Annotated in this window: 19 protein-coding genes and 1 tRNA gene; 10 read left to right on the forward strand and 10 right to left on the reverse strand. The window is 71.2% G+C overall.

Features of this window, described 5'->3' with window-relative positions; genetic code table 11:
* Window positions 1–297 precede the first annotated feature (297 nt).
* From BWO91_RS15240 to BWO91_RS15270, 7 genes are all read left to right on the forward strand, one after another.
* Window positions 298–924 (forward strand): hypothetical protein, encoded by a 627-nt coding sequence (locus tag BWO91_RS15240; RefSeq protein WP_079003178.1) that lies wholly within the window; start codon window positions 298–300, stop codon window positions 922–924.
* Window positions 921–1,964, forward strand: a complete 1,044-nt coding sequence (locus BWO91_RS15245; RefSeq protein ID WP_064294961.1) for an AAA family ATPase — start codon at window positions 921–923, stop codon at window positions 1,962–1,964. Before BWO91_RS15240 ends, BWO91_RS15245 begins: the two co-directional genes overlap by 4 nt.
* A 62-nt stretch (window positions 1,965–2,026) precedes the next feature.
* The gene (locus tag BWO91_RS15250; protein ID WP_079003179.1) at window positions 2,027–3,421 is read left to right on the forward strand and encodes a DUF58 domain-containing protein; all 1,395 of its coding nucleotides are present in this window, start codon (window positions 2,027–2,029) and stop codon (window positions 3,419–3,421) included.
* Window positions 3,408–5,945, forward strand: coding sequence for a transglutaminaseTgpA domain-containing protein (locus tag BWO91_RS15255; protein ID WP_079003180.1), 2,538 nt, complete (start codon window positions 3,408–3,410; stop codon window positions 5,943–5,945). Before BWO91_RS15250 ends, BWO91_RS15255 begins: the two co-directional genes overlap by 14 nt.
* A 173-nt stretch (window positions 5,946–6,118) precedes the next feature.
* Window positions 6,119–6,206: transfer RNA gene (locus BWO91_RS15260), tRNA-Ser, on the forward strand.
* Between the two features lie 297 nt (window positions 6,207–6,503).
* On the forward strand, window positions 6,504–6,947 hold the full coding sequence (locus tag BWO91_RS15265) for a MarR family winged helix-turn-helix transcriptional regulator (protein WP_064294964.1): 444 nt from the start codon (window positions 6,504–6,506) through the stop codon (window positions 6,945–6,947).
* A 233-nt stretch (window positions 6,948–7,180) separates the two neighbouring features.
* A complete protein-coding gene (locus BWO91_RS15270) occupies window positions 7,181–8,749 on the forward strand; it encodes an MATE family efflux transporter (RefSeq protein WP_079003181.1) in 1,569 nt (522 codons plus the stop codon).
* 209 nt (window positions 8,750–8,958) lie between these two features.
* Here BWO91_RS15270 and BWO91_RS15275 read toward each other — a convergent pair whose 3' ends face one another.
* Together BWO91_RS15275 and BWO91_RS15280 are read right to left on the reverse strand one after the other, a co-directional pair.
* A complete protein-coding gene (locus BWO91_RS15275) occupies window positions 8,959–9,459 on the reverse strand; it encodes a GNAT family N-acetyltransferase (RefSeq protein WP_167620513.1) in 501 nt (166 codons plus the stop codon).
* Between the two features lie 45 nt (window positions 9,460–9,504).
* On the reverse strand, window positions 9,505–9,864 hold the full coding sequence (locus BWO91_RS15280) for a hypothetical protein (RefSeq protein ID WP_064294966.1): 360 nt from the start codon (window positions 9,862–9,864) through the stop codon (window positions 9,505–9,507).
* A 56-nt stretch (window positions 9,865–9,920) separates the two neighbouring features.
* On the opposite strand from BWO91_RS15280, the gene BWO91_RS15285 reads away from it, so the two are divergent.
* The gene (locus BWO91_RS15285) at window positions 9,921–10,628 is read left to right on the forward strand and encodes a DeoR/GlpR family DNA-binding transcription regulator (protein WP_079003183.1); all 708 of its coding nucleotides are present in this window, start codon (window positions 9,921–9,923) and stop codon (window positions 10,626–10,628) included.
* Between the two features lie 41 nt (window positions 10,629–10,669).
* On the opposite strand, the gene BWO91_RS15290 is transcribed toward BWO91_RS15285, so the two are convergent.
* From BWO91_RS15290 to BWO91_RS15310, 5 genes are all read right to left on the reverse strand, one after another.
* A complete protein-coding gene (locus BWO91_RS15290; RefSeq protein WP_240555536.1) occupies window positions 10,670–11,374 on the reverse strand; it encodes a glycosyltransferase in 705 nt (234 codons plus the stop codon).
* 23 nt (window positions 11,375–11,397) lie between these two features.
* A complete protein-coding gene (locus BWO91_RS15295) occupies window positions 11,398–12,864 on the reverse strand; it encodes a bifunctional PIG-L family deacetylase/class I SAM-dependent methyltransferase (protein WP_079003185.1) in 1,467 nt (488 codons plus the stop codon).
* Complete coding sequence (locus BWO91_RS15300) at window positions 12,864–13,886, reverse strand: acyl-CoA/acyl-ACP dehydrogenase (RefSeq protein WP_079003186.1); 1,023 nt, start codon at window positions 13,884–13,886, stop codon at window positions 12,864–12,866. Before BWO91_RS15300 ends, BWO91_RS15295 begins: the two co-directional genes overlap by 1 nt.
* Window positions 13,887–14,276: 390 nt before the next feature.
* On the reverse strand, window positions 14,277–15,287 hold the full coding sequence (locus BWO91_RS15305; RefSeq protein WP_071258893.1) for a 1-aminocyclopropane-1-carboxylate deaminase: 1,011 nt from the start codon (window positions 15,285–15,287) through the stop codon (window positions 14,277–14,279).
* Window positions 15,288–15,353: 66 nt separating this feature from the next.
* Window positions 15,354–16,022, reverse strand: coding sequence for a GntR family transcriptional regulator (locus BWO91_RS15310; RefSeq protein ID WP_079003187.1), 669 nt, complete (start codon window positions 16,020–16,022; stop codon window positions 15,354–15,356).
* Window positions 16,023–16,225: 203 nt separating this feature from the next.
* Between BWO91_RS15310 and BWO91_RS15315 the strand changes: the two genes are divergently transcribed.
* Complete coding sequence (locus BWO91_RS15315; RefSeq protein WP_079003188.1) at window positions 16,226–16,735, forward strand: hypothetical protein; 510 nt, start codon at window positions 16,226–16,228, stop codon at window positions 16,733–16,735.
* A gap of 102 nt (window positions 16,736–16,837) precedes the next feature.
* On the opposite strand, the gene BWO91_RS15320 is transcribed toward BWO91_RS15315, so the two are convergent.
* Window positions 16,838–17,440 (reverse strand): GNAT family N-acetyltransferase, encoded by a 603-nt coding sequence (locus tag BWO91_RS15320; RefSeq protein ID WP_079003189.1) that lies wholly within the window; start codon window positions 17,438–17,440, stop codon window positions 16,838–16,840.
* A gap of 289 nt (window positions 17,441–17,729) precedes the next feature.
* Between BWO91_RS15320 and BWO91_RS15325 the strand changes: the two genes are divergently transcribed.
* The gene (locus BWO91_RS15325) at window positions 17,730–18,605 is read left to right on the forward strand and encodes an aminoglycoside phosphotransferase family protein (protein ID WP_167620514.1); all 876 of its coding nucleotides are present in this window, start codon (window positions 17,730–17,732) and stop codon (window positions 18,603–18,605) included.
* A gap of 247 nt (window positions 18,606–18,852) precedes the next feature.
* Here BWO91_RS15325 and BWO91_RS15330 read toward each other — a convergent pair whose 3' ends face one another.
* Window positions 18,853–20,832 (reverse strand): helicase HerA-like domain-containing protein, encoded by a 1,980-nt coding sequence (locus tag BWO91_RS15330; RefSeq protein WP_079003191.1) that lies wholly within the window; start codon window positions 20,830–20,832, stop codon window positions 18,853–18,855.
* Window positions 20,833–20,898: 66 nt separating this feature from the next.
* Complete coding sequence (locus tag BWO91_RS15335; protein ID WP_079003192.1) at window positions 20,899–22,410, reverse strand: cryptochrome/photolyase family protein; 1,512 nt, start codon at window positions 22,408–22,410, stop codon at window positions 20,899–20,901.
* Between the last annotated feature and the right edge of the window lie 80 nt (window positions 22,411–22,490).

Genomic DNA, 22,490 nt, shown 5'->3' on the forward strand with positions numbered 1-22,490 from the left:
GTTCCCGGGCCTGTCGTCGTCTCCGCAGAACACCCCACCCTTCGACAAGCTCAGGGACCAGAACGGGACGGGCAACGAACACCGCTCCCTGCGCTTGTCGAAGGGCCGCACAACCGTTGGGCACGTCGGCTCCGAAGAGTTCCCTGACCCGCAGCGGCACCGTGTGTGCGCGACCTGGCGCACATATGGAGTTCCTGTGGGCGACACGTCCAGGGGTGTTACCTGTTCGTTATCAGTCCTAGGATCGGGCAACGGGTTCCGGCCCGGACGATGTACGCAGCGCGACGGAGGCCGACGATGGACCAACGCTACGACCCCGCGTTCCAGCGCGGACACACCGACGAGCGCACGCGCCCGAACGCCTCCGACACCGGCCGCCGCAGCCGCCTCGCCTCGCTCGAGGAGATCGCCCCGCAGCTCATCCAGCCGCCCACCGACGGTCGCCCCGTCCGCCCGCCGACCGACGACCGGTTCGACGACGGCCCGCGCGCCCGGCCGTCCCGCGGCATGCCCTCGCAGACCGATCGTCGCATCCACCCGTTCGAAGCCCGGGCCGGCGACACCGCGGCGGTCGCCGATCAGCCTGGGGTGGCGGGTCCCGACGCGCAGCAGACCCAGCTCGACCAGCAGCGATACGAGGAGTACCTCGACGCCGCCGACGCCCACCGGGTCCGCGCCGTCGTCTGGGAGCGAGGCCTCTGGATCGTCGGTGTCGTCCTCACCCTGGGCGGCGGCGTGGGGCTGTGGCAGTCGTTCACCCTGCTGTACCGCGGCTTCGTCGGCGACAGCGGCCCGACCGACAACTACCTCTGGATGCAGTTCCTCGGAGCACTCGCCCCGACCCTCATCACGATCGGCCTCGCCACCATCGTCGCGCTGCTGTTCAAGCGCATGCTCGACCACGACCGCAGGAGCCGACCATGACCGAGCAGAGCAACACCAGCCGCGCCCCACGGGACACCGTCGCCGAACTGAAGCCGGCATTGAACGCCGAGGAGTTCCAGGTGCTGGCCGAGCGCATCCTCGACAACGTCGAGCGCGTCCTCGACGGCAAGCCGTTCGCCGCGCGGATGGCGCTCATCGTGATGCTCGCCGAGGGCCACCTGCTCATCGAGGACGTCCCCGGCGTCGGCAAGACCGTCCTCGCGAAGGCCCTCGCCGCGTCCGTCGGCAGCACCGTCCGCCGCATCCAGTTCACGCCCGACCTGCTCCCGTCGGACGTCACCGGCGTCTCGATCTTCAACCAGGTCGACCGCGAGTTCGAGTTCAAGCCCGGCGCGGTGTTCGCGAACATCGTCATCGCCGACGAGATCAACCGCTCCTCGCCGAAGACCCAGTCGGCGTTGCTCGAGTCGATGGAAGAGCGTCAGGTGACGGTCGACGGCGAGACGCACGCCCTGCCGTCGCCGTTCACGGTCGTCGCCACACAGAACCCGCTCGAGATGGAGGGCACCTACGCTCTGCCGGAGGCCCAGCGCGACCGCTTCATGGCGCGCATCTCGATGGGATACCCGGACGCGTCCGCGGAGCTCGCGATGCTCCGCCAGCGCGACACGGTCAACCCGCTCGACACCATCGGTCCGGTCGCGTCACGCGGCGACGTCGAGCGCCTCATAGCCTGGGCCCGCGGCGTCTTCGTGTCGCCGATCGTCGAGCAGTACTGCGTCTCGCTCGTGCAGGCGACCCGTGTGCACCCCGAACTCCGCCTCGGCGCGAGCCCGCGTGCCACCCTGCAACTCGTCCGTGCGGCCAAGGTCCTCGCAGCGCTCGACGGCCGCGAGTTCGTCCTCCCCGACGACATCGACCAGCTGCTGGCACCGGTCCTCGCCCACCGGCTCATCCCCACCCGCCGCGCGGTGAGCGCCCACGACCGCTCGGGCGTCCAGGCGGTCTCCGAAGTGCTCGCCGAGCTGCTGGAGCGGACACCCGTGCCGCACTCCGGTCGCACCGAGCTGAGGTCCTGAACCGATGGCCCCGCACCGCGACCGCCGGATCGCCGTGATCCGGCACCGGAGGTTCTGAGCCCATGAAGCGTCGCGTGCCGTTGACGAGACGCGCGGTCGGCGTGCTCGTCGCGGCCGGCGTGTGCCTCATCTTCGCGCGCGGGATCGGCTCTCCGGAGCTGCTCGCCGCCGCCGGACTGCTCGTCGCGCTCGTCGCCGCCAGCTTCGGCGCGGTCTACCTCGAACGGCCGTCGCTCCGGGTCGACCGCACCACCCGGCCCGACCTCGTCGCGGTCGGCGGGCGGATCGCCGTCGAGGTCACGATCGCCGAGACGAGCGCGCTCCCCCACGTCCACACGGAGTGGAAGGACCGTGTGCCGCCCGGACTCGCCGGCAGCGCCGAGGGCACCCTGCCGAGTACCGGCGTCGCGGGCATCGGATCGCGCCGGCGAACGGCCGAGTACACCGTGACGGCACTGCGTCGCGGAGAGCACGAGCTCGGCCCGCTCGGACTCACCGTGAGCGACCCGTTCGGACTCGTCGTCCGTCGGCGCGACGTCGGCGGGACGCATGCGGTCGTCGTCCTACCGGAGGTCGTGGTCCTGCCCGAGATCCCCGCGCTCACCGCCAGCCGCGACGGTTCCACGCGTCCGTCGTCGCTGCACGTCGGCGCTGGCGAGGACGACATCATCGCGCGCCCCTATCTGCCGGGAGACGCGATCCGCCGACTGCACTGGCGGGCGAGCGCGCACCACGGTGAGCTGATGGTGCGGCAGGAGGAGCAGCAGAACGACCCCGAGGCGACGGTCCTCCTCGACACCGCCGCGGCCCACTGGGCCTGGCCCGACGACGATCCGTCGTACCTGCCGGCGTTCGAGCAGGCCGTGTCGCTCGCGGCCTCGATCACCGCCCACCTCGTCGACGCCGACAACCGCGTCAACCTGGTCGGCGCCGGAACCGAGGAGCTCTCCCGGGAGATCAGTGCGAGATCCGCGGCCGGTGGCCTGCGGTCCAGCCCCGTCGGCGACATGGGCGACGCGCTCGCCCGCGGCGGGCAGCATCTCGAGGAGGACGATCTCGATGCCGCGCTGCTCGACCTGGCCCTCCTGCGTCCGTCGGTCCGACCCGATCGGTTCCTCGACCTCTCACCCGTCATCGCCGCACGCCGGTCGCAGCCGGTCATCGCGATCCTCGGCGACGTGGAGGAGGGCGACCTCGGTGAACTGACCGCGGTCGCGCACCTCTCACCACTCCCCGTCGCACTGCTCCCGGCCGGCGGTCGGCGTCGGTCCATCGAGCTCCTGGAATCGGCCGGGTGGCGCTGCCACGTCGGCGAGCGCGGCGCATCGTTCCAGGCCCTGTGGTCCGGCACGAGCGGTCCGGTGACCACCACGCTGGCGCCGCAGTCTTCCGGCCGGGGCGGTCGTGGTGGTCGGGGTGGGCGCCAGGGTGCCGGAGGTGCGTATGTCCGTCGCTGAGGATCGCCGCGCGGCGGCCGCCGCCCGTGGCCGAGTGTCGTCTCGCGGAGGCGTGCCGGCGGGGGTCCGTCCTGGTGTCGGCTCGTCGAACCCACGGCGACCGTCCCTCGGCGGAACCAGTGGCGGCTCCTGGTCGGGAGGCGCCGGCGGACGCAGAGAGGACCCGCGCGACACCGCGAACGTCGGCGACCTGCGTCTGGGACTCGCCGCCTTCCTGCTCCTCGCGACGGGTGGCCTCGGATTCGGGCGGGTGCTCGACGCGCTCGACTGGTGGTTCGTCACGAACCTCGTCATCGCGATCGTCCTCGCCACGGCGATCCTCCTCCGCCGCACGAGACTGCCGGCGGTGTTCGTGTGGCTCGGCGCCGGCATCGCATGGCTGCTGACGATCACGCTGTTCTTCGCCAGTGAGACGGCGATCATCGGCATCGTCCCGACCCCGACGACGCTCGGCGCCTTCGAGCGATTGCGTGACGCCGGGTTCCAGACCTTCCACGACGGCTCGGCCCCACTCGACACCGACGCCGGCGTGGTCTTCGTCATGGCCGCGGGCGGCAGCCTCGTCGCGCTGGCGGTCGCGTGGCTCGTGCTCGGCCGCCACGCACCGGTGCTCGCGGCCGTCCTCGTCTTCGCCGTGTACGCCGGGCCGACGGTCGCCGTGTCGTTCCCGCTCGATCCGTGGGTGTTCGCGCTCGTCGCCCTCTCCTTCCTCTGGCTGCTCCGCGAGGACGTCCGGCGCCGCGAGGTGCTGCGAGCGCTCGCCTCGGCCCGGGCTGCCGGCGACGGACGCGGCGCCGGACCGTCGGCGATGACCGGTGCCGGTCGCTTCGGAGGCCTCGGTCCGGCCGTCCTCGTCAGTGCCGTCGCGGTGGTCGTCGCGCTCCTCACACCGGCCGTGCTCCCGGACCTCGCCGTCCGGGACGTGACCGCCGGCGCCCGCGGGAGCGGTCCGTTCGTGAACGGCATCAACCCGCTCATCTCACTCGGCCAGAGTCTGCGGCGCCCCGCGAACACCACCGCGCTCGAGTACACGACCACCGCGGACGAACCGCCGTACCTCAAGGTCACCGATCTCAACGAGTTCACCGGCACCGTCTGGGGACCGGACAACTCGGGCTACAACGACGGCAACACGCTCGACGCCTTCCCCGCGCCGGCCGGACTCAGCGAGGCGATCCCGGTGGAGACCTTCGAGACGACGGTCACGGTGGACTCGCTGTCGAGCCCGTGGCTGCCGTTGCCGTATCCGACGCAGCAGGTCGACGGGCTCCGCGGTGATTGGCGGTTCGAGGCCGCCGGGCTGACGGCGATGGCGGAGCGTGGATCCACCCGCGGGCAGACCTACACGGCGACGAGTACCGCGATCCTGCCGACCGCACAGCAGATGCGCGACGTCCCGCCGGTCGCCGACCCGGCGTCAGCCGCCCCCTATCTCGAGCTGCCCGACGACCTGCCGCAGATCATCCGTGACACCGCTGCGGACGTGACGGCGACCGCCTCCACCGACTACGACCGCGCGATCGCCCTGCAGCGCTACTTCCGCAGCACCTTCGAGTACTCGGAGTCGGCACCCGTCGAGGAGGGCTTCGACGGCAGCGGCGCCGAGGTCATCGCGACGTTCCTGGAGCGCAAGGCCGGCTATTGCATCCACTTCTCGTCCGCGATGGCCGTGATGTCGCGCGTCCTCGGCATCCCCGCGCGCATCGCCATCGGGTACCTGCCGGGCACGACGATCGACAACACCCCGGCGAACCGCGACACCTACATCGTCACCTCGGACCAGTTGCACGCCTGGCCGGAGCTGTACTTCGAGGGCGTGGGCTGGGTGCCGTTCGAGCCGACGGCCAGCCGCGGGGTCGTGACGCAGTTCAGCGACGCGAGCACGGCGACGCCCGGCAGCGGATCGGTGAGTCCCGACAGCCGTCCGGCTCCGACCGCGGCGCCGACCCCCACCCCCACCGCGGACGCGCTCGGCGGACCGACCTCGACCCGGTCCGACGGGGCGTTCACCGCCGCCCTCGTCCCGCTCGCGATCCTGCTCGGCGTGCTCGTGCTGCTCGCCACCCCGTCGATCGCCCGGGGTCTCCGGCGTGCGGCCGGGCGTCGGCGTGCACTGGGCGACGGGACCTCGGCGGGCTGGGCCTGGGCGGAGTTCCTCGACACCGCCCGCGACCTCGGTTTCCCCGTGACGTCGGCGGAGTCACCCCGTGGGTTCGCGTCGAGGCTGCGCGGGCAGTTCCGGATCGAGTCACCGGCCGTCGACCGGCTCGTGGCGGCGGTCGAGCGGGAGAGCTATGCGCCGAGTGCTGGAGAGCGACGCGACATCGGGGGCGATCCCCGGGTCGGTTCCTCGGCTGGTGGTGCGGCGAGCGCCGGTTCGGTCGACGCGGTGTTGGATGACGCGAAGGCGGCCCTGCGGTCGGCGAGTCAACCGCTCGAACGCGTGCTCGCGGCAGTCCTCCCCCGGTCGCTCGTGCTGCGGCGTGATCAACGGGTCGACTGGCGGCCGCCTGCCGCGAGCTGACACGAGTGGTGCTCCGTGCCGGTGTGTTCGACCGCTCGCGTTCGTGGTCGGCCGGGCTCGGCCGGGCTCGGCCGGGCTCGGCCGGGCTCGGAGCGCGGCGGCGGGGCCGGGTGGCGCGCGGCGGTCCGGGAACCAGGTATGCTGCTATCTGGCCGTTTTTCACAAACTGCCTTGGAGAATTCGCCTAGTGGCCTATGGCGCACGCTTGGAAAGCGTGTTGGGTTAACGCCCTCGGGGGTTCGAATCCCCCATTCTCCGCCAGCTGCACCATGAACGCCCCGCCTCGTGCGGGGCGTTCTGCGTTTGCGGGCCTCCCCAGCGACGTCTCTCCGTGGTGCCAGCGCGGTGCGCTGGCGTGAGCGCGGGTCACACGCGTGAGCGCGGGTCTCCGGAGGGGCGCGCTCAGGGCTACGACCCGCGCCCACGCCGAACTCGTTGGTTTCGTGTCAGCGCACCGCGCTGACGCCGAGTCCGCCCAACTCACGTCAGCGCACCGCGCCGAGCAGATCGATAATTCGATGGTTGACAGTTAGAACTCGAAGCGTTAGCGTTCTAACCATGGATGACGAGACGCCCGATTTCAGCAGCACACTCCAACTGCTCCGCTGGATCGCGTGGGCACAACGCAAAGCCGGCGAAGACTGGATCCGCGCTCGCGAACTCACGCACGAGCAGGCCTTCGTCCTCGGGTACCTCGTCCAGCATCCAGGCTCCATCCAACGCGACATCGCCGAGGTGAGCCGGACGAGCGCCGCCAGCGTCTCGAGTCTTCTGCAGGGACTCGAACGCCGAGCGCTCGTGGAACGACGCGCCGAAGCGGGGAACGCCCGCACCAAGCGGGTCTTCGCCACGCAGCGCGGCACCGACCTGATCGCCGGGTTCGAGACCGCGATGGCCGAGGCCGACGACAGCATCCTCACCCCGTTGGACCAGAGCGAACGCGACACCCTGCACGCTCTGCTCACGAAGCTCACGGCGCACCTGCCGCAGCCGACCCGCTGATCACCGCTCGGGAACCCGAGCTCACTGACCACGCGCCGAGACCACTCGCCGCGTCATCCGCCGACCGCCGCACGCGATGGCGACCGCGAATGCCACGACGGCGCTGTCCGTCGCGCCCGGACGCCTGCTGAGCCCGACCGCTCGGCCCGCGCCGGACGACCACCCCACCAACGAACCCTCGCCGCGCCGGCGCTCATCGTCGCGCCCGGAACCTGCCCGAAACGGAGCCTGCCATGCACCCCGAAGACCACATCGATCCCACAACCGGAACGCCCCTCCCCAGCAGCACCGCACCGTCGACGGCCACCGCGCCACCGACCGTCACCACAGCCTCGACCGACACCGCACCCTCGACCGACACCGCGACATCGGCCGACAACGCACCATCGACCGCCGCCGACACGGTCGGCAGCAACCGCTGGTACCTCGCGACCGCCCCGATCATCCGGGCACTCATCCATCTGTGTGTCCCGATGGCGGCGGCCCTGGTCGTCAGCGCCGTCTACAACCTCATCAACGCGGGTGTCGTCGGCTCGCTGCACGACACCTCGCTCCTCGCCGCGATCACCCTCGGAGCCCCGATCCTCGGACTGATCATGGCGATCGGCGACCTGTTCGGCGTCGGCGGCGGCGCGCTCATCTCCAGGCTCCTGGGCGCCTCCGAACACGACCCGGCACAGGCCGGAGACATCAAACGGGCCGCCTCCTTCTCCGTCTGGGGCGCGTTCCTGACGGGCGCCGTCCTGGGCGGGATCGGCCTCGTGTTCCTCGGCCCGCTCGTGTCGCTGCTCGGGGCGGACGCGGTCACCGCACCCGCGACCTCGGCGTTCATCGGCGTCATACTCGCGTTCGTCCCCGTCATGGCGACCGCGTTCTGCCTGGAACAGCTCGTGCGGGCCGAGGGTGCCGCCCGTCAGGTGATGATCGCCCTCATCGCGTCGGCCATGGCGAACCTCGTCCTCGATCTCGTCTTCATCCTCGGGTTCGGCTGGGGCGTCGCCGGCGCGGCACTCGCGATGGGACTGGCGAACCTCGGCGTCCTCGTCTACTTCGTGGCGTGGCTGCAGCGCAACAGCGAGCACGTCAGCCTGGCACCGCGCTGGTTCACCCTGTCGCCGACGATCCTCAAGCCGGTCCTCGGTGTCGGGGTCAGCACGCTCCTGCAGTCGGGGTTCCTCATCGTCACCGCGCTCGTGTTGAACACGCTGGCCGCGGCCTACGGAGACGCCCCGCTGGCCGCCATGGGCGTCGCGGTCCGGATCGCCCAGGTGCCCGAGTTCCTGGTCATGGGCGTCACCTTCGGTGTGCTCCCGCTGCTCGCCTACGCGTTCGGCAAGGGCGACGGCGCGCGCCTCCGGTCGGCTCTCCGCGCCTCGGCACTCACCGTCGGCGGGATCTCGGTCCTCTTCGCCGGCGTCGTCCTCGTCCTGCGCGAACCGATCGTCTCCGCGTTCATCGCCGACCCCGCCGTCCTCGGTCTCGGCGTCACGATCCTCGTCGCCCAGCTCACCGCCATGATCGCCAACGGGTTCACCGGACTCATCACCTCGCTCTTCCAAGCGACCGGGCGAGCGCTCCCCGCGGCGGTCATGGCCGTCACCCAGGGCGTGTTGTTCGTCCCGATCGTCCTCCTCGGCAACCTGTGGTTCGGACTCGGTGGCATCGTCTGGTCGCTCACCGTCACGGAGGTCATCGTCTTCCTGGTCGGTGTCCTGCTCTGGCTCGGCTCGCGACGCGCCATCGACCGCGGGCTCGCAGCCGGTTCGCCGGAGCGTGCCGAGGCCCAACTCGCCGACGCCTGACGGACTGCCAGCGCGGTGCGCTGACGCGAGCGCGGGTCACACGCGTGGGCGCGGGTCTCCGAAGGGCCGCGCCCACGTCCATGACCCGCGCTCGCGCCGATTGCAGCGATCTCACGTCGGCGCACCGCGCCGGCACCCACACCACCGCGCTCGGGTCGGCGCACCGCGCTGGCGACACCCCGCCGGGCGCGCGGGCCGTCTCGGGAGCATCACCCCGTCGAGGCGTCCAGGGGTATCCGCATCACCGCGTTCTCGATGAGCACCCCACGACGCTCGACCCGCTGCTCGCGGACCACGACGAAGCCGTGGCGCTCGAACACCGGCTGCGCCGTCCGACTCGCCTGCACGGTCACCTCGTGGAGCCCCACCGCCCGGGCTTCGTCGAGCACCTGACGGATGAGCGCGGACCCGACGCCGTGTCGTCCCGCGTCCGGATCGACGAACAGCATGTCGAGGTAGCCGATCTCGACGTCCAGATCGGTGAAACCGACCACCGCGTCGTCGAGCTCGGCCACCCACGTCGTCACCGCGGCACGTCGGTCGGCCCAGTCGTCCAGCACGGCGACTGCCGGTTCGTCCGGCACCCATGCGGCGAGCTGCTCGGCCGTGTAGTGAGCGGCTGCGGTCACCCGCACCGCGCGTTCGAAGATCGACCTGGTCGCCCGCGCATCGGTGTCGCGGTAGCGGCGGATCCTGAGGTCGTCGAGCACGCGCGTCAGCCTAGCCGAGCGCCGGGACTCCGCGAGCAAGCGACCTCAGCCCTCGAGCGCTGGAATCTCCGAGAGGTCGGTGTACACGGGGATCCCGCGCTCACGGGCGATCGCGACGTCGGTGTCGGCACCGGACGACTCCCCCGGCAACCGGAGCACGGCGTCGCAGTGCTGGAGCAGCCGCCTCGCCGTCTCGTACATCACGTCGCCGTCACCCGACGCGGTGTCGATCCCCCGCAGGATCGGCAGCGCGACCCACTCCCCGATCATCGGGACGTGACCGAGCGCGTAGATCGGCGCCGCAGCAGCTTCGAGTCGTTCCAGGTTGCGGGCGATGGCGTCGGGATCACCGCCGGTCCCGGAACGGTAGGGGCCGGCGATGAGGATGAGGAGTGGCGTTGTCATGTCCAGCACTGTAGCGTTAACCGTGCACAATCGTGCAACATCATGAAGGAGCACGCATGTTGAGCGCCCAACGCCGATCGCACCTGATCGACCTCCTCGACCGCGACGGGCGGATCGTCGCGAAGGACGCCGCCGCTGCGCTCGGACTCTCCGAGGACTCGATCCGCCGAGACCTCCGCGAGCTGGCCGAAGCCGGCCTCTGCGTCCGCGTCTACGGCGGTGCACTCCCGGTCCCCGCGGCCGACCGCTCGTTCCACGATCGGCTGTCCCTCGGGACGGCGAGCAAGGAGCGCGTCGCCCGCATCGCCGTCGAACGGATCCGACCAGGCAGCACCGTCATCATCGACGCCGGCACCACCGCGCTCGCCCTCGCGCGACTCCTCCCGGACGACCCCACCCTCACCGTCATCACCCCGAGCCCGGCGGTCGCCCTCGCCGTGGCGGAGCACTCGCCGGCGCGCGTCATCATGATCGGGGGCGAACTCGGACGTCACTCCATGGTCGCGGGCGGCGCTCTCGCCGCGGAGGCCATCCGTCACCTGAGCGCCGATGCCTGCTTCCTCGGCGTCACGGGCTTCCATCCCGAACACGGCCTCACCACCGGCGACCTCGACGACGCCGCGACGAAACGCGCCCTCGCCGAACGCAGCACCGACGTGTACGTGCTGGCGAGCGAGGAGAAGGTCGGGGCCGTCTCCCGGTACCCGGTGCTCGACCTCGGCGAGGTCACCGAGGTCATCGTCGATCCACAGACGCGCGGATAGGACCGGTCGACGCGGGCCGGGGGTTCAGACGCGCGGGATCGTCAGGATCGCGGGTAGGTCTCGGCGAGGAACGCGGCGTAGCCACCCGGGGTCCGGCCACGTCGCCGACCCGAAGTCTCGACGGGTGCATCCGGCGTCGGCACGACCCTCAGACCCGCCGCGCGGGCGCGCTCGACCAGATCGACGTCCTCGTGCTCGGCCAGCTCACGGAAGCCGCCGAGTTCGTCGAGCCGATCGGCACGGACACCCAGGTTGGCCCCATGCACGTTGCCCGGCAGATGTCCGGGCGGGTGGGTCTCCATCCAGCGCTCGATGTCGCGCTCGGAGAAGTCCGTGAAGTCGGGACGGACGGTCCCGAGGAGGACGTCGACACCGTCGTCGAAGGCACGGGCGTGCACGGAGAACCAGTCCTCCGGAACGCGCGAGTCGGCGTCGGTGTTGGCGATCCAACGTTCTGAGACGCCTGCAGCATCCGACCCGGCATCACCCGATCGCCCAGCGGCCGCGACACCGGCCCGCCGGGCCGCCCCGACACTGCGCTCGTCGATGACGACGGTGACCGCCTCCTCGGGATCGAAGCCTGCCAACCGCTCCCGGACGATCCGCGCCGTGTCGTCGCGACAGTCGTCGAGCACCACGACGATCCCCACCTGCAGCTCGGGACGAGGACGCAGCACGGCGGCACGCGCGACGAGCAGCGCATCGAGGCACGCCCCGATCAGCTCCTCCTCGTCGTGTGCGGGCACGACGGCATCGATCCGTCGCAGCATCAGCCCGTCAGACCGTCCACCGTAGCGACGCTCGCCTCATCGGCGGGCACGAGGACGTCGAGCAGGAAGTCGTCCTCGACGTGCTGGACCGACCGACGGCCGGGCCAGCTTTCGAGCAACCGGCGATGGACGAACTCGGCCGAGGTCGTGGCGTGGTCGTCGGGGTGCCGCCAGTGACACGCGACGATACTCCCGCCGGGCGTGAGTGAGCCGAGGAGGTGGTCGATGACCCGGTCGAGGTCGGTCGCGGACAGGTAGTAGCCGACCTCAGACATCACCACGAGGTCGAAGACACCACTCGGCCAGTCGTCCGGGAGCGTCCCCCGTTCGAACCGGGCAGCGGGCACCCGTCGACGGGCGATCTCGAGGGGCGCCTCGGCGATGTCGACACCGAGCACGTCGTCGCTGCGGTCCGCGAGCCGCTCCGTCAGGACACCCGTCGCGCAGCCGAGTTCGAGCACCGAGCCGTAGCGCTGGCGCGGCAGGGCGGCGAGGAGGACCCGACGTTTGCGCTCCTCATACCAGGACCCGAAGTCCCAGCCGTCGGGGTGGTCGCGGTAGTGGTCCTCGAACGACTCCTTCGAGCGCGAGGTGGTGTCGGCAGTCACGACGGTGTCCGTCGCGGTGGCGTTGTCGGTGGCGACGTCGGTGTCGGAGTCCGCTGCCGCACCCGCATCCGGGTCGGAACCCGGCGCGAGATCCAGCGCACGCCCGTTCGGGAACAGCACCTCGAACCGCCGTGCGTAGTGCTGCAGGTGGTGGTGGTCGACGATCGCCTCGTCGCCCGGCGCATCCGAGAGCGGCTCCGTCTGCGAGGGGTAGGCGTCCATCGCGGCGATCTTCGCCCCGTGCGCCGCGGCGTCAAGCGGGACGATCCGCGCCTCGGCCCACGGCAGGGTCGCGTCGTCGGTGTCGGCCCAGTGCCAGAGCCAGATGGGGAACTCCACGAGCGCGAGGTCGAGCTCGGTCGCGAGGGCCGTGGTGAGTTCGCCCGCGATCCGGTGGTCGCGGTGCCCGTCGCCGCGCCAGGGGGCGACGATGAGCGGTCGTGATCCGGCAGTGGCGACGGCTGCCCGCAGTCGCTGCGCGATGCGCGCGCGTTCGGCGTCGAGGCCGCCGTCCGGGATGTGCAGGACGTCGAACCCGACCGTCGGGTGGAGACGACCGACCGCGTCGACGAACTCCGCCTCCCGGCGCGGGGCGAGTTCCTCGGGGGTGGTGGTCGGCGAGTCGGGGTGCGATCCCTCGCCGAGGGTCACGAGGAGGACCTCGACCGGGATCCCGGCGGCCGCGGCGGCCGCGATCAGCCCGCCGGCTCCGAGCGACTCGTCGTCGGGGTGCGGCGACAGCGCGACGACGCCCGTGGCATGTCGCCAGCCGTCCCAGACGGGCAGGTCGAGCTCGTGCAAGCGGGTCGCCCAGGCGGCTGCCGACGTGCCGGGGTCGCGGTGGTCGAAGGCGGGCATCAGTCGGCCTCCACCAGCATGCGGCCGTAGCGCGCGAGGTCGCGGTCGCCGTGGTCCTGCTGGACGTAGAGCTCGAGGTCGGACATCCGAGCGAGGTAGGCGGGTTCGGAGGTGAGCGGGCCGGGGCCGAGCGCTCCGAGCACCCCGGCGCGGATGGCGTCGACCCGACCGCGGACCGTCGACCGCACGCGCTGGGCGAGGCGCGGGCCGGCCGTGTCGTCGGCGTGGCCGTGCTCGATGGCCTGGGCCGCGTCGGCGATCGCCTGCTCGGCGATCGAGAGGTCGATGGCCGCGGCGCCGAGCGTGCGTAGGAGGAGGTCGGCGTCGGGTCGCGTGCGTGCCGCGGCGAGCAGGCGGTCGACGAGCGTGATCGCGCCGCCCCACCAGCAGGCGGCGACGCCGATCCCGCCCCAGGAGAAGCCGGGGCGTCGCAGGTACCACCCGTCGTCGCCGACCGGAGACGCCGGGACGCCGTCGAAGCCGACGGGGCCACTCGGGACGAGCGGCAGTCCGCGGGCGAGCCAGGCGCTGTCGTCGGTCGTGACCCCGGGATCGGTGAGTGCGACGGCGAACAGCCGCCGCTCGCCCGGCGCGGTGTGGGCGGTGACGAGGGCGTCGCTCAGGTGGGAGGCGAGGGAGCACCACGGCTTGGTGCCGGTCAGCTGCCAGGCGTCGTCGACCAGGGTCGCGTCGAGACGCAGCCCGGGTGCTTCGGCCGCGAAGACGCCCCAGGTGGAGACGGTCGGCGGTTCGAGGTCGGCCTGATGCAGGATGGCCAGTGCGTCGAGGTGCGGTTCGACGACGCGTGCGAGCGTGACGTCGGCCGCCGCGATCGCGCCGAGTCCTGCGAAGACGCGCCCGGCGGTGTGCTGTTCGAGCGGACCGATGAGTCGCACGGCTGTGGAGGTGAACGCCAGGCGCGACTCGATGCTCGCCAACGATTCCGTGGCCGCGTCGTGCAGAGCGTCGAGGTCGAGGGAGGTGCCGCTGGAAGGCCAGGCGGTCGACTGCAGACGGATCATGCGATCCTCGTCTGGTGTCGGGGTTCCATCGGTGCGCGCATGCGACCTCCTCGCGTCGTGGAGGTCCAAGTCTCGCACCGCCGCGCGCCGCCGCCCGACCCTGGACCGCGACCATCGACCCTGGTAGTGCGTCAGCGCGGTGCGCTGACGCGAGCGCGGGTCTCCGGACGGATGCCAGCGCGGTGCGCTGACGCGAGCGCGGGTCATGGACGTGAGCGCGGGTCATGGACGTGAGCGCGGGTCTCCAGAGGGGCGCGCTCGTTCGCCTGACCCGCGCTCACGCCGATTCCCCTGGGTTCGCATCAGCGCACCGCGCTGACACCGGTTACCGGCACCTCGGCTCAGCGCACCGCGCCGGCACCTCGCTCGGGCGGGACACCCGGCACCGGCTCAGTCGCGGAAGAGGGCGCTGTAGGCGTTGATCGCCGGCTGCCCACCGAGGTGCGCATAGAGGACGTTGCTGGACGCCGGGATGTCACCACTCGTCACGAGGTCGATGAGGCCCGCCATCGACTTCCCCTCGTAGACCGGGTCGATGATGACGCCCTCGAGCCGACCGGTCAGGCGGATCGCCTCCATCGTCGACTCGACCGGGATCCCGTAGAGGTCGCCGGCCCATCCTTCCAACACCGTGATCTCGTCATCGCGGAGCTCGCGTTCGAGGCCGATGAGCTCCGCCGTGTTGCGGGCGATGCGTGCGACCTGGTCGCGGGTCTCCTGGATCTTCGCCGACGCGTCGATGCCGATCACCCGGCGCGGTCGGTCCTGCCCGGCGAACCCGGCGATCATACCGGCGTGCGTGGACCCGGTGACGCTGCAGACGACGATCGTGTCGAAGAACACCCCGAGTTCACGCTCCTGCTGTTCGACCTCGGCGGCCCAGTTCGCGAAGCCGAGACCACCGAGCCGGTGGTCCGACGCACCGGCCGGGATCGCGTACGGGGTGCCGCCGCGTTCGCGCACGTCGTCGAGGGCGCGCTCCCAGCTCGACTTGAAGCCGATGCCGAAGCCCGCGGGATCGAGACGGACCTCGGCACCCATGATCCGCGACAGCATGATGTTGCCGACCCGGTCGTTCACGGAGTCTGGCCAGTCCACCCAGTTCTCCTGCACGAGCACCGCCTGCATTCCGAGCTTCGCCGCGACCGCCGCGACCTGACGCGTGTGGTTGGACTGGTAGCCGCCGATCGACACGAGCGTGTCGGCACCCTGCGCGATCGCATCGGGGATGAGGTACTCCAGCTTGCGGGTCTTGTTGCCGCCGTAGGCGAGACCGCTGTTGACGTCCTCGCGCTTGGCCCAAATGGTCGCGCCGCCGAGGTGGGCGGTGAGGCGGTTGAGTTCGTGGACGGGACTCGGTCCGAAGGTGAGCGGGTAGCGGGCGAAGTCGCTGAGGGACATGTGGTGGCTCCTGGGTCTCGGTGGTGCGGCGGGATGTCGGGGAACGGGTCGGGTGGTGGGCGCTGCTCAGTCCTCGTCGAGGTGGGCGAGGACGAGGTCGGCGAGGGTCGTCCAGTTGCCTCGGACAAGGGCAGCCGCCGCGTCGACGTCCCCCTCCGCACAGCGCTCGATGACGGCGTCGTGCTGCGCGATCGACCCACGTGCCGCGACCGAGGAGAACCGCAACCGTTCTATCCGTCGCAGCAGCGGGGTGACCGCCTCGAGCGCATCACGGATGAACGGATTCCCGGCGACGTCCACAGCCACGGCGTGGAAGGCGTCGTCGGCCGCGAGCGCGGCCTCGGCATCGTCACGCTGGAGGGCGGCTGCGAAGTCACGGTTCGCCGCGCGCATGCGGTCCAGGTCGGACGAACTCAGGTGCGGTACCGCCTCACGGACGGCGAGTTCGTGCATGGCGGCGGCGACCGCCTGTGCCTGCAACGTCGCCCGGCTGTCGAGTGGGGCGACGACGGTCGACCGTCCGGGTTTCGCGATGACGAGCCCGCTCCGGGCGAGACGCAGGACGGCCTCGCGGATGGGCGTGCGGCTCACGCCGAGCCAGCGTTCGAGTTCGGTGTCGACGAGCTTCTCGCCCGGAGTGAAGGTCCCGTCGACGATCGCATTGCGCAGCGACTGGTAGACGTCGTCGCGGAGGAGCGCTCGGCGATGCGGGTTGGCTTGAGCGGGAGCGGGCATGCAATATATTGCACATCGCGGGAGCGAGAAGTCAAGTGTTCCGGGGCAACCGGGCGCACCGCGTCGAAGAGTGGGGCATTCGTCCTACTTGTCCCCCAGATGGCGGATTGTCCGCCCACTGAAAGCAGGCCACGATGGTCGGCGGGGGTGAGTGCGTGGTGCAACGGGGTGATGAACCGGTGACGGTCAGACCGCATCCTCGCGTGCTCTGGAGCGCCGTCCTGAGCGCCGCCATCGTCGTCCTCCCCGTCTGGGGCGTCTCGCTCTGGCTCGTCGGCCCGGCCCCGAGCGTCGAACGCACGTGGGTCATCACGCTCGGCATCATCGGCATGATCGTGCTGCTCGGCGTCGCCGTCCTGTCCCGTCGCCAACGCATCGTCGTGCGGCACGACGGGTTCGTCGAGCAGCCCATCGTCGGGCGGCAGCGGTTCGTTCCACGGAAGGCGATCGGCCGCAGCCTGCTCTTCGAATTCCGTGGTCGAGGTCTGCATGCGAGCTCGCAGTTCTTCGTCTGCGACGCCGAGAACCGCCCGCTCCTCCGCATGCGCAGCAACCGATGGAGCACGGACAGCATCGCGGCCGTCGTCGCCGCCTACGACGGCCCGGTGGAGCGACCTCGCCAGCCGGTCTCGCTCGACGATCTCCGCGAGGACCACCCCGACCTCCTCACCCCGCTCGAGCGCCTGCGCTGGGCGCGCGCCGAACTGCTCTAGCCGAACTGCTGTCGCTGAGTCGGCCTGGCCCGGCTACCGCGACGGAGCGCGAGGGCGTCGTCGCACCACCCGGCATCCGGCTCGGGCGGGATGCAGCTCGAGTCAGAGCGTCTTCGCGTACCAGTGGGCCCCGGGACCGCCCTCGACCCGGGTGAATCCCGTCCGCTGGTAGAACTGCTGCGCACCGGTGTTCGAGACGCCGACGCCGAGGTGCACGCCCGGGACGCCGCGCTCCGCGAGGAGCTCGCAGAACGCGTCGATGAGCCGTCTGCCGACACCCATCCCCTGCGTCTCCGGCAGCAGGTCGATGTGCAGGTGGGCCGGATACTGCGCGAGGAGCTCCGGGGCCAGGCCGCCGCGATCGGTCGCGGATCGGACGATGCCGCGTTCCCCCTCCGAGGCGGCACCGGAGGCCGCGGCCGCCGCGTACTTCCCCTCGACGGTCGGCCACCAGCGCTCGATGAACCAGCGGTCGAAGGCGGTCGTGTCCGCGGTGCCCAGGATGTACCCGATCGGACCCGAGCCGGCGTCGACGAGCAGCGCCAACTCGGGCTCGTGCTCGACGTAGGGCAAGGCGTAGATGTCGGGCAGGAGGTCGTCCGTGCTGAACTGCCCGGTCGCGTCCGCCCCTGAGTCGCCCGTTCGGGTGCAGATCGCCGCCACGGCGGCGCGGTCGGACGGTCGGTACGCGCGGATCTCGGTCACCGCGCCAGCCTAACCGGCGTTCCCCGGTGCCGGAGCCCCATCCTCGCCGTTCCTGAGCCCCACCTTCCCGGTCCCTGAGGCCCACCCTCCCCGACCCCTGAGGCACACCCTCCCCGGTCCCTGAGCCTGTCGAAGGGCGACGTTCCTTCGTGTGCCCTTCGACAAGCTCAGGGACCGATCGAGGCGGCGATCGACGCGGCGATCGAGGCGCGACCCAGCGACCACCCCAGGGACCGCCCGAGGCGCGACCCAGGCACCGGGTCCGATCGGGTTGCCTAGGCTGAGTCCCGTGACATGGCGACCAGGAGGCATCGAAGCGGCCGTCGAGCAGTGGCGGCTCGTGCCCGACGGCGAGCTCATCGTGACGCCGTCGAGCCGCTTGCTCCCCGTGACGCACCACGGACGACCGGCGATGCTCAAGGTTCCCCTCGTCGAGGAAGAAGCACTCGGCGGTCAGCTGCTCGCGGCATGGGGCGGTGGCGGGTGTGCAGCGGTGTTCGCGGGCGATGACCACGCGATCGTCCTGGAACGCGCGACCGGCGGCCGAGATCTCGCCTCGCTGACCCGCGCAGGCGACGACCTCGGAGCCGTCGCGATCCTGTGCTCCGTGCTCGACACCCTGCACACGGCGATCCCCACACCGGCGCAGATCGATGCCGGTGGCGTCATCGCCGAGCTCCCGACGCTCCGCCGGTGGTTCCGCGAGCTGCTCGCCGACGACGCGTCCACCCTCGGCACCCTCCTCGGCGATCCGGCGAGCGCCGCGTTCCTCGAGCGTGGGCGGGAGCTCGCCGGTCGACTGCTCGACACCACGACGCCTGCCGACGTCGTCGTGCTCCACGGCGACCTCCACCACATGAACGTGCTCGAGTTCGCACCCGGCGACTGGCGGGCGATCGACCCCAAGGGCATCGTGGGCCACCGCGCCTTCGACGCCACCGCGCTGTTCAGCAACCCCGATCCAGCGACGGCGCGGAACCCACGGCTGTTCGCCGAGCGGGTGGACGTCGTGCGTCGATCGCTCGGCCTGCCGCGAACCGTCCTCCTCGAGTGGGTGGTCGCGCGCTCCGCACTGTCCGCCGTGTGGTCGCTGCAGGACGGGCTGCTCGACGACGCCCGCGCCACCATCGAGATCGGTCGCCTCGCCGAGGACGGCCTCCGGTAGGCCCTTCGACAAGCTCAGGGACCGGAAATCCGCTCCGGGGATCGGAAGGCCGCTCCGAGACGAGAGGTAGTCGCTCGCGGGACCGGAAAACCGCTCGGGAACTGGGTCACCGCTCGGAGACCAGGACACCGCTCGCAGGACCAGGACACCACTCCGGGACCGGGACACCGCTCCCGGGGCGAGACACCGCTCCGGACCGGGACACCGCTCAGAGACCTGGGCGTCGATGAACAGACGGAGCCGCAGCTCAGCGGCGGCGACGCGTCCCGAAGATGCCCTCGACGACCCCGGTGAGGATCGACCGCGTCGCCTTCGACCCGAGGATCTCCTCGAGCGGACTCTTCGACGACGTCGACGACGACCTCGTCGACGTCCGGCGGGTCGTGCCGGCGGTCTTCCGGAGCAACCGTTCGTACTCGGCGTCGGCCTTCTTCTGCGCCGCAGCCTGGGCCTTGTCGGCAGCGGCCTGCTGCTTCGCGAGTTCCGCCGCGATGCGCTGCCGCTCGAGTTCGGCCTCGGCGGCGAGCGCGGCCTGGTTGGCCTCCTCGAGCTTCGCGGTCAGGATCTCCCTCGCCGACTCACGGTCGACGGGCGTCCCGTACCGCGCGAGCAGCGGTGACGCCGCGATCGCCGCGTCGATCGCCGTGTCGGCACTGGGCGACATGAGTCCCTGCGGCGCCCGCAGTCTCGTCCACGCGACCGGCGACGGCGCCCCCTTCTCGTTCATCACGGTGACGACCGCCTCACCCGTACCGAGCGAGGTGAGGACCTCGCCGAGCTCGTAGCCGGAGGTCGGGTAGGTCGACACGGTCGCCTTGAGCGCCTTGGCGTCATCCGGGGTGAACGCACGGAGGGCGTGCTGCACGCGGGACCCGAGCTGCGCGAGCACCTCGCCCGGGACGTCCTTCGGCGTCTGGGTGACGAAGAAGATGCCGACACCCTTGGACCGGATGAGCCGGACCGTCTGCGTGATCTGCGCGAGGAAGTCCTTCGACGCGTCGCGGAACAGCAGGTGCGCCTCGTCGAAGAAGAACACGAGCTTCGGCTTCTCGGGGTCGCCAACCTCGGGGAGGGTGTTGAAGAGGTCGGCGAGCAACCACATGAGGAACGTCGAGTAGAGGGCCGGCTGATTCTGGACGCCCGGCACCTCGAGCAGACTGACGATGCCCTTGCCGGTCGGGTCGAGGCGGATGAAGTCGGCGGTGTCGATCTCGGGTTCGCCGAAGAAGACGTCGGCGCCCTGGTCGGCGAAGGTGATGAGCTCCCGCAGGATCACCCCGACGGTGGCGCCCGACAGCCCGCCGAGCTCCTGCAGTTCGCCCTTGCCCTCATCACTCGCGAGGTAGGTGAGGACCGCGCGCAGGTCGCTCAGGTCGAGGAGTGGCAGACCCGCCTGATCGGCGTAGTGGAAGACGAGACCGAGGCTGGACTCCTGCGTGGCGTTGAGACCGAGGACCTTGCTCAACAGCAGCGGGCCGAAAGCGGCGATGGTGGCGCGGACCGGGACGCCCTTGCCGACGCCGCCGAGCGCGAAGTACTCCGTCGGCGTGGCGGCCGGCGTCCAGTCCTGGCCGATGCCGCGGGTGCGGTCGAGGAGCTTCTCGTTCGACTCCCCCGGGGTCGCGATGCCCGAGAGGTCACCTTTGATGTCAGCGGCGAACACGGGGACGCCGGCGGCCGAGAGCTGCTCGACGAGGCCCTGGAGCGTGCGGGTCTTCCCGGTTCCGGTGGCGCCGGCGACGAGCCCGTGCCGGTTCATGACGCTGAGCGGGATGCGGACCTGCACCGCGGGCACCGGTTCCCCGTTGACCAGTGCTCCCATCTCGAGCGCCGGGCCGTGCACGACGTAGCCGTCGCGGATCTTCAGCACGTCGTCGAGGCCGAGCGGTCCCGGGCCGATGGTGTCGGCGCTGAGGTCATCGGTGCTGGGCGCGGTGCTGCTGGCGTCGCCATCGACCGCGTCGTCGGTCGGAACGTCCGCCCGGACATCGGCTGGGGCCTCGGCGGCCGCCGCGTCACTCGCGGAACCGGAGCCCGCCGCCACCGTGGCCCCGCCCGACGCGGTGATCCCGGCCCCGGCGAGCGCCGCTGCCGCCTCGGCCGCCTTCACTTTGGCTGCGGCGAGTGCCGCCTGCGCCTGGGCGGCTTCGAGCTCGGCCTGGGCTTGGGCGGCGGCAGCCTGGAGTGCGGCGATCTGCGGGTCTGATGCTGCATCACTGGGCGTCATGTGCCGAGCCTAGCGACGCGTCCCCCACCGGTCGAGGGGTCGCGCGGGGCTGGACGACTGCTCCGATCACCACTGTTCGCGGGTGCGCTCCTGGTCGACGACGGCGCGGAGGTCGGACAGTCGGCGCATCCCGGCCAGCGGTTGCGCCATACGGGTGTTGTGCCGGATGCGCGGTTCCACGCGGTCGAGGAAGGCCCAGTATCCGGCGGTGAAGGGGCAGGCGTCCTCGCCCAGCCGCACCTTGGGATCGAAGACGCACCCACCGCAGTAGTCGGACATCTTGTCGATGTACGCACCGCCTGAGGCGTAGGGCTTCGTCGCGACGATGCCGCCGTCCGCGTGCTGCGACATGCCGATGACGTTCGCGGGCATCACCCAGGGGGTGCCGTCGACGAACATGTCGATGAACCAGTCGTTGAGTGCGACCGGGTCGTACCCGTGCTGCATGGCCCAGTTGCCGAGCACCATGAGCCGCTGGATGTGATGCGCCCAACCGTGGCGACGCATCCCGTCGATCGTCTCGCGGAGGCAGTTGGACTGAATGGCGGCGGCGTCGAGTTCGCGGAACTGACGTGGGAGCGGCTCGTGTGCTCCGAGGGCGTTGTGACTCGTCCGGTACGGCTCGCCGAGGTGCCAGTAGAGATGCCAGACGTAGTCGCGCCAGCCGATGATCTGGCGGGTGAAGCCCTCGACGCTCGACAGCGGCGCGCGACCGGCGTGGTACTCGGCGACCACGGTCTCGACGGCGTCGCGCGGGTCGAGCAGGCCGAGGTTGAGCGGCGCGCTCAGCAGGGAGTGCGCCATCGTCCAGTCGCCGCCGAGCATGGCGTCCTCGAACGGGCCGAAGTCGCCGAGCCTGGTCTCGATGAAGTCCGCCAGCGCCGCCTCCGCCTCGGCCGCCGTGGCCGCGAAGCGCCGGGGCCCGTCGTCGCCGACCAGCTGCACCAGTCCGTCGCGCTGCCACCGGTCGAGGTCCTCCCGGACCTGCGCGTCGATGTCGTCCTCGTCAGGCCAGAGCGGCTCGGGCAGACCGAGCCGGGCGGCTCCCTTCGGCGGCGGGTTGCGGTTGTCGTGGTCGTAGTTCCAGCGGCCGCCCTCCGGCTGGTCGCCGCGCATGAGGATCCCGGTCCGCTCCCGCACCGTGCGGTAGAAGTCCTCCAGGAGGAGCCGCTTGCCGTCCCGCGTCGACGCCCAGGCCGCGAAGTCCGGCTCCGAGGTCACGAAGCCGCGGCTCGGGAGCACCCGGAGGCCGCGCTCACGGACGAAGCGCCGAGCCGTCCACGAGGTCGGGTCGATCACCTCGAGGTCGGCGCCGAACTCGACGACCTCCTCGTAGCGGTCGACCTGGTGGAACTCCGCCCGGTCGCCGAGTTCCGCCGCACGATGTCGGATGGCCGAGAGGAAGATGTGCGCCTTCGCCCGGTGCATCGGTCGCTTCGTGAAGGTGGACCTCGATTCGATGAGCAGGATCGGTCCGCCGTCGTCGAACGCCGGACCGAGCTGGCCGGTGAGGATCCATCGCCGACGAGGAGTCGCGTCAGCGTCGTGCTCGGTGCTTCGCCGACCGGTGGTGTCCATCGCCTCAGCGTACGTGGGGCGACGGACACCACCGGGGGCTTGCTCAGCCTGGTCCGATACTGCTCGGTTCTGTTCGGCTC

Source organism: Plantibacter flavus (genome assembly GCF_002024505.1).
Taxonomy (GTDB): domain Bacteria; phylum Actinomycetota; class Actinomycetes; order Actinomycetales; family Microbacteriaceae; genus Plantibacter; species Plantibacter flavus_A.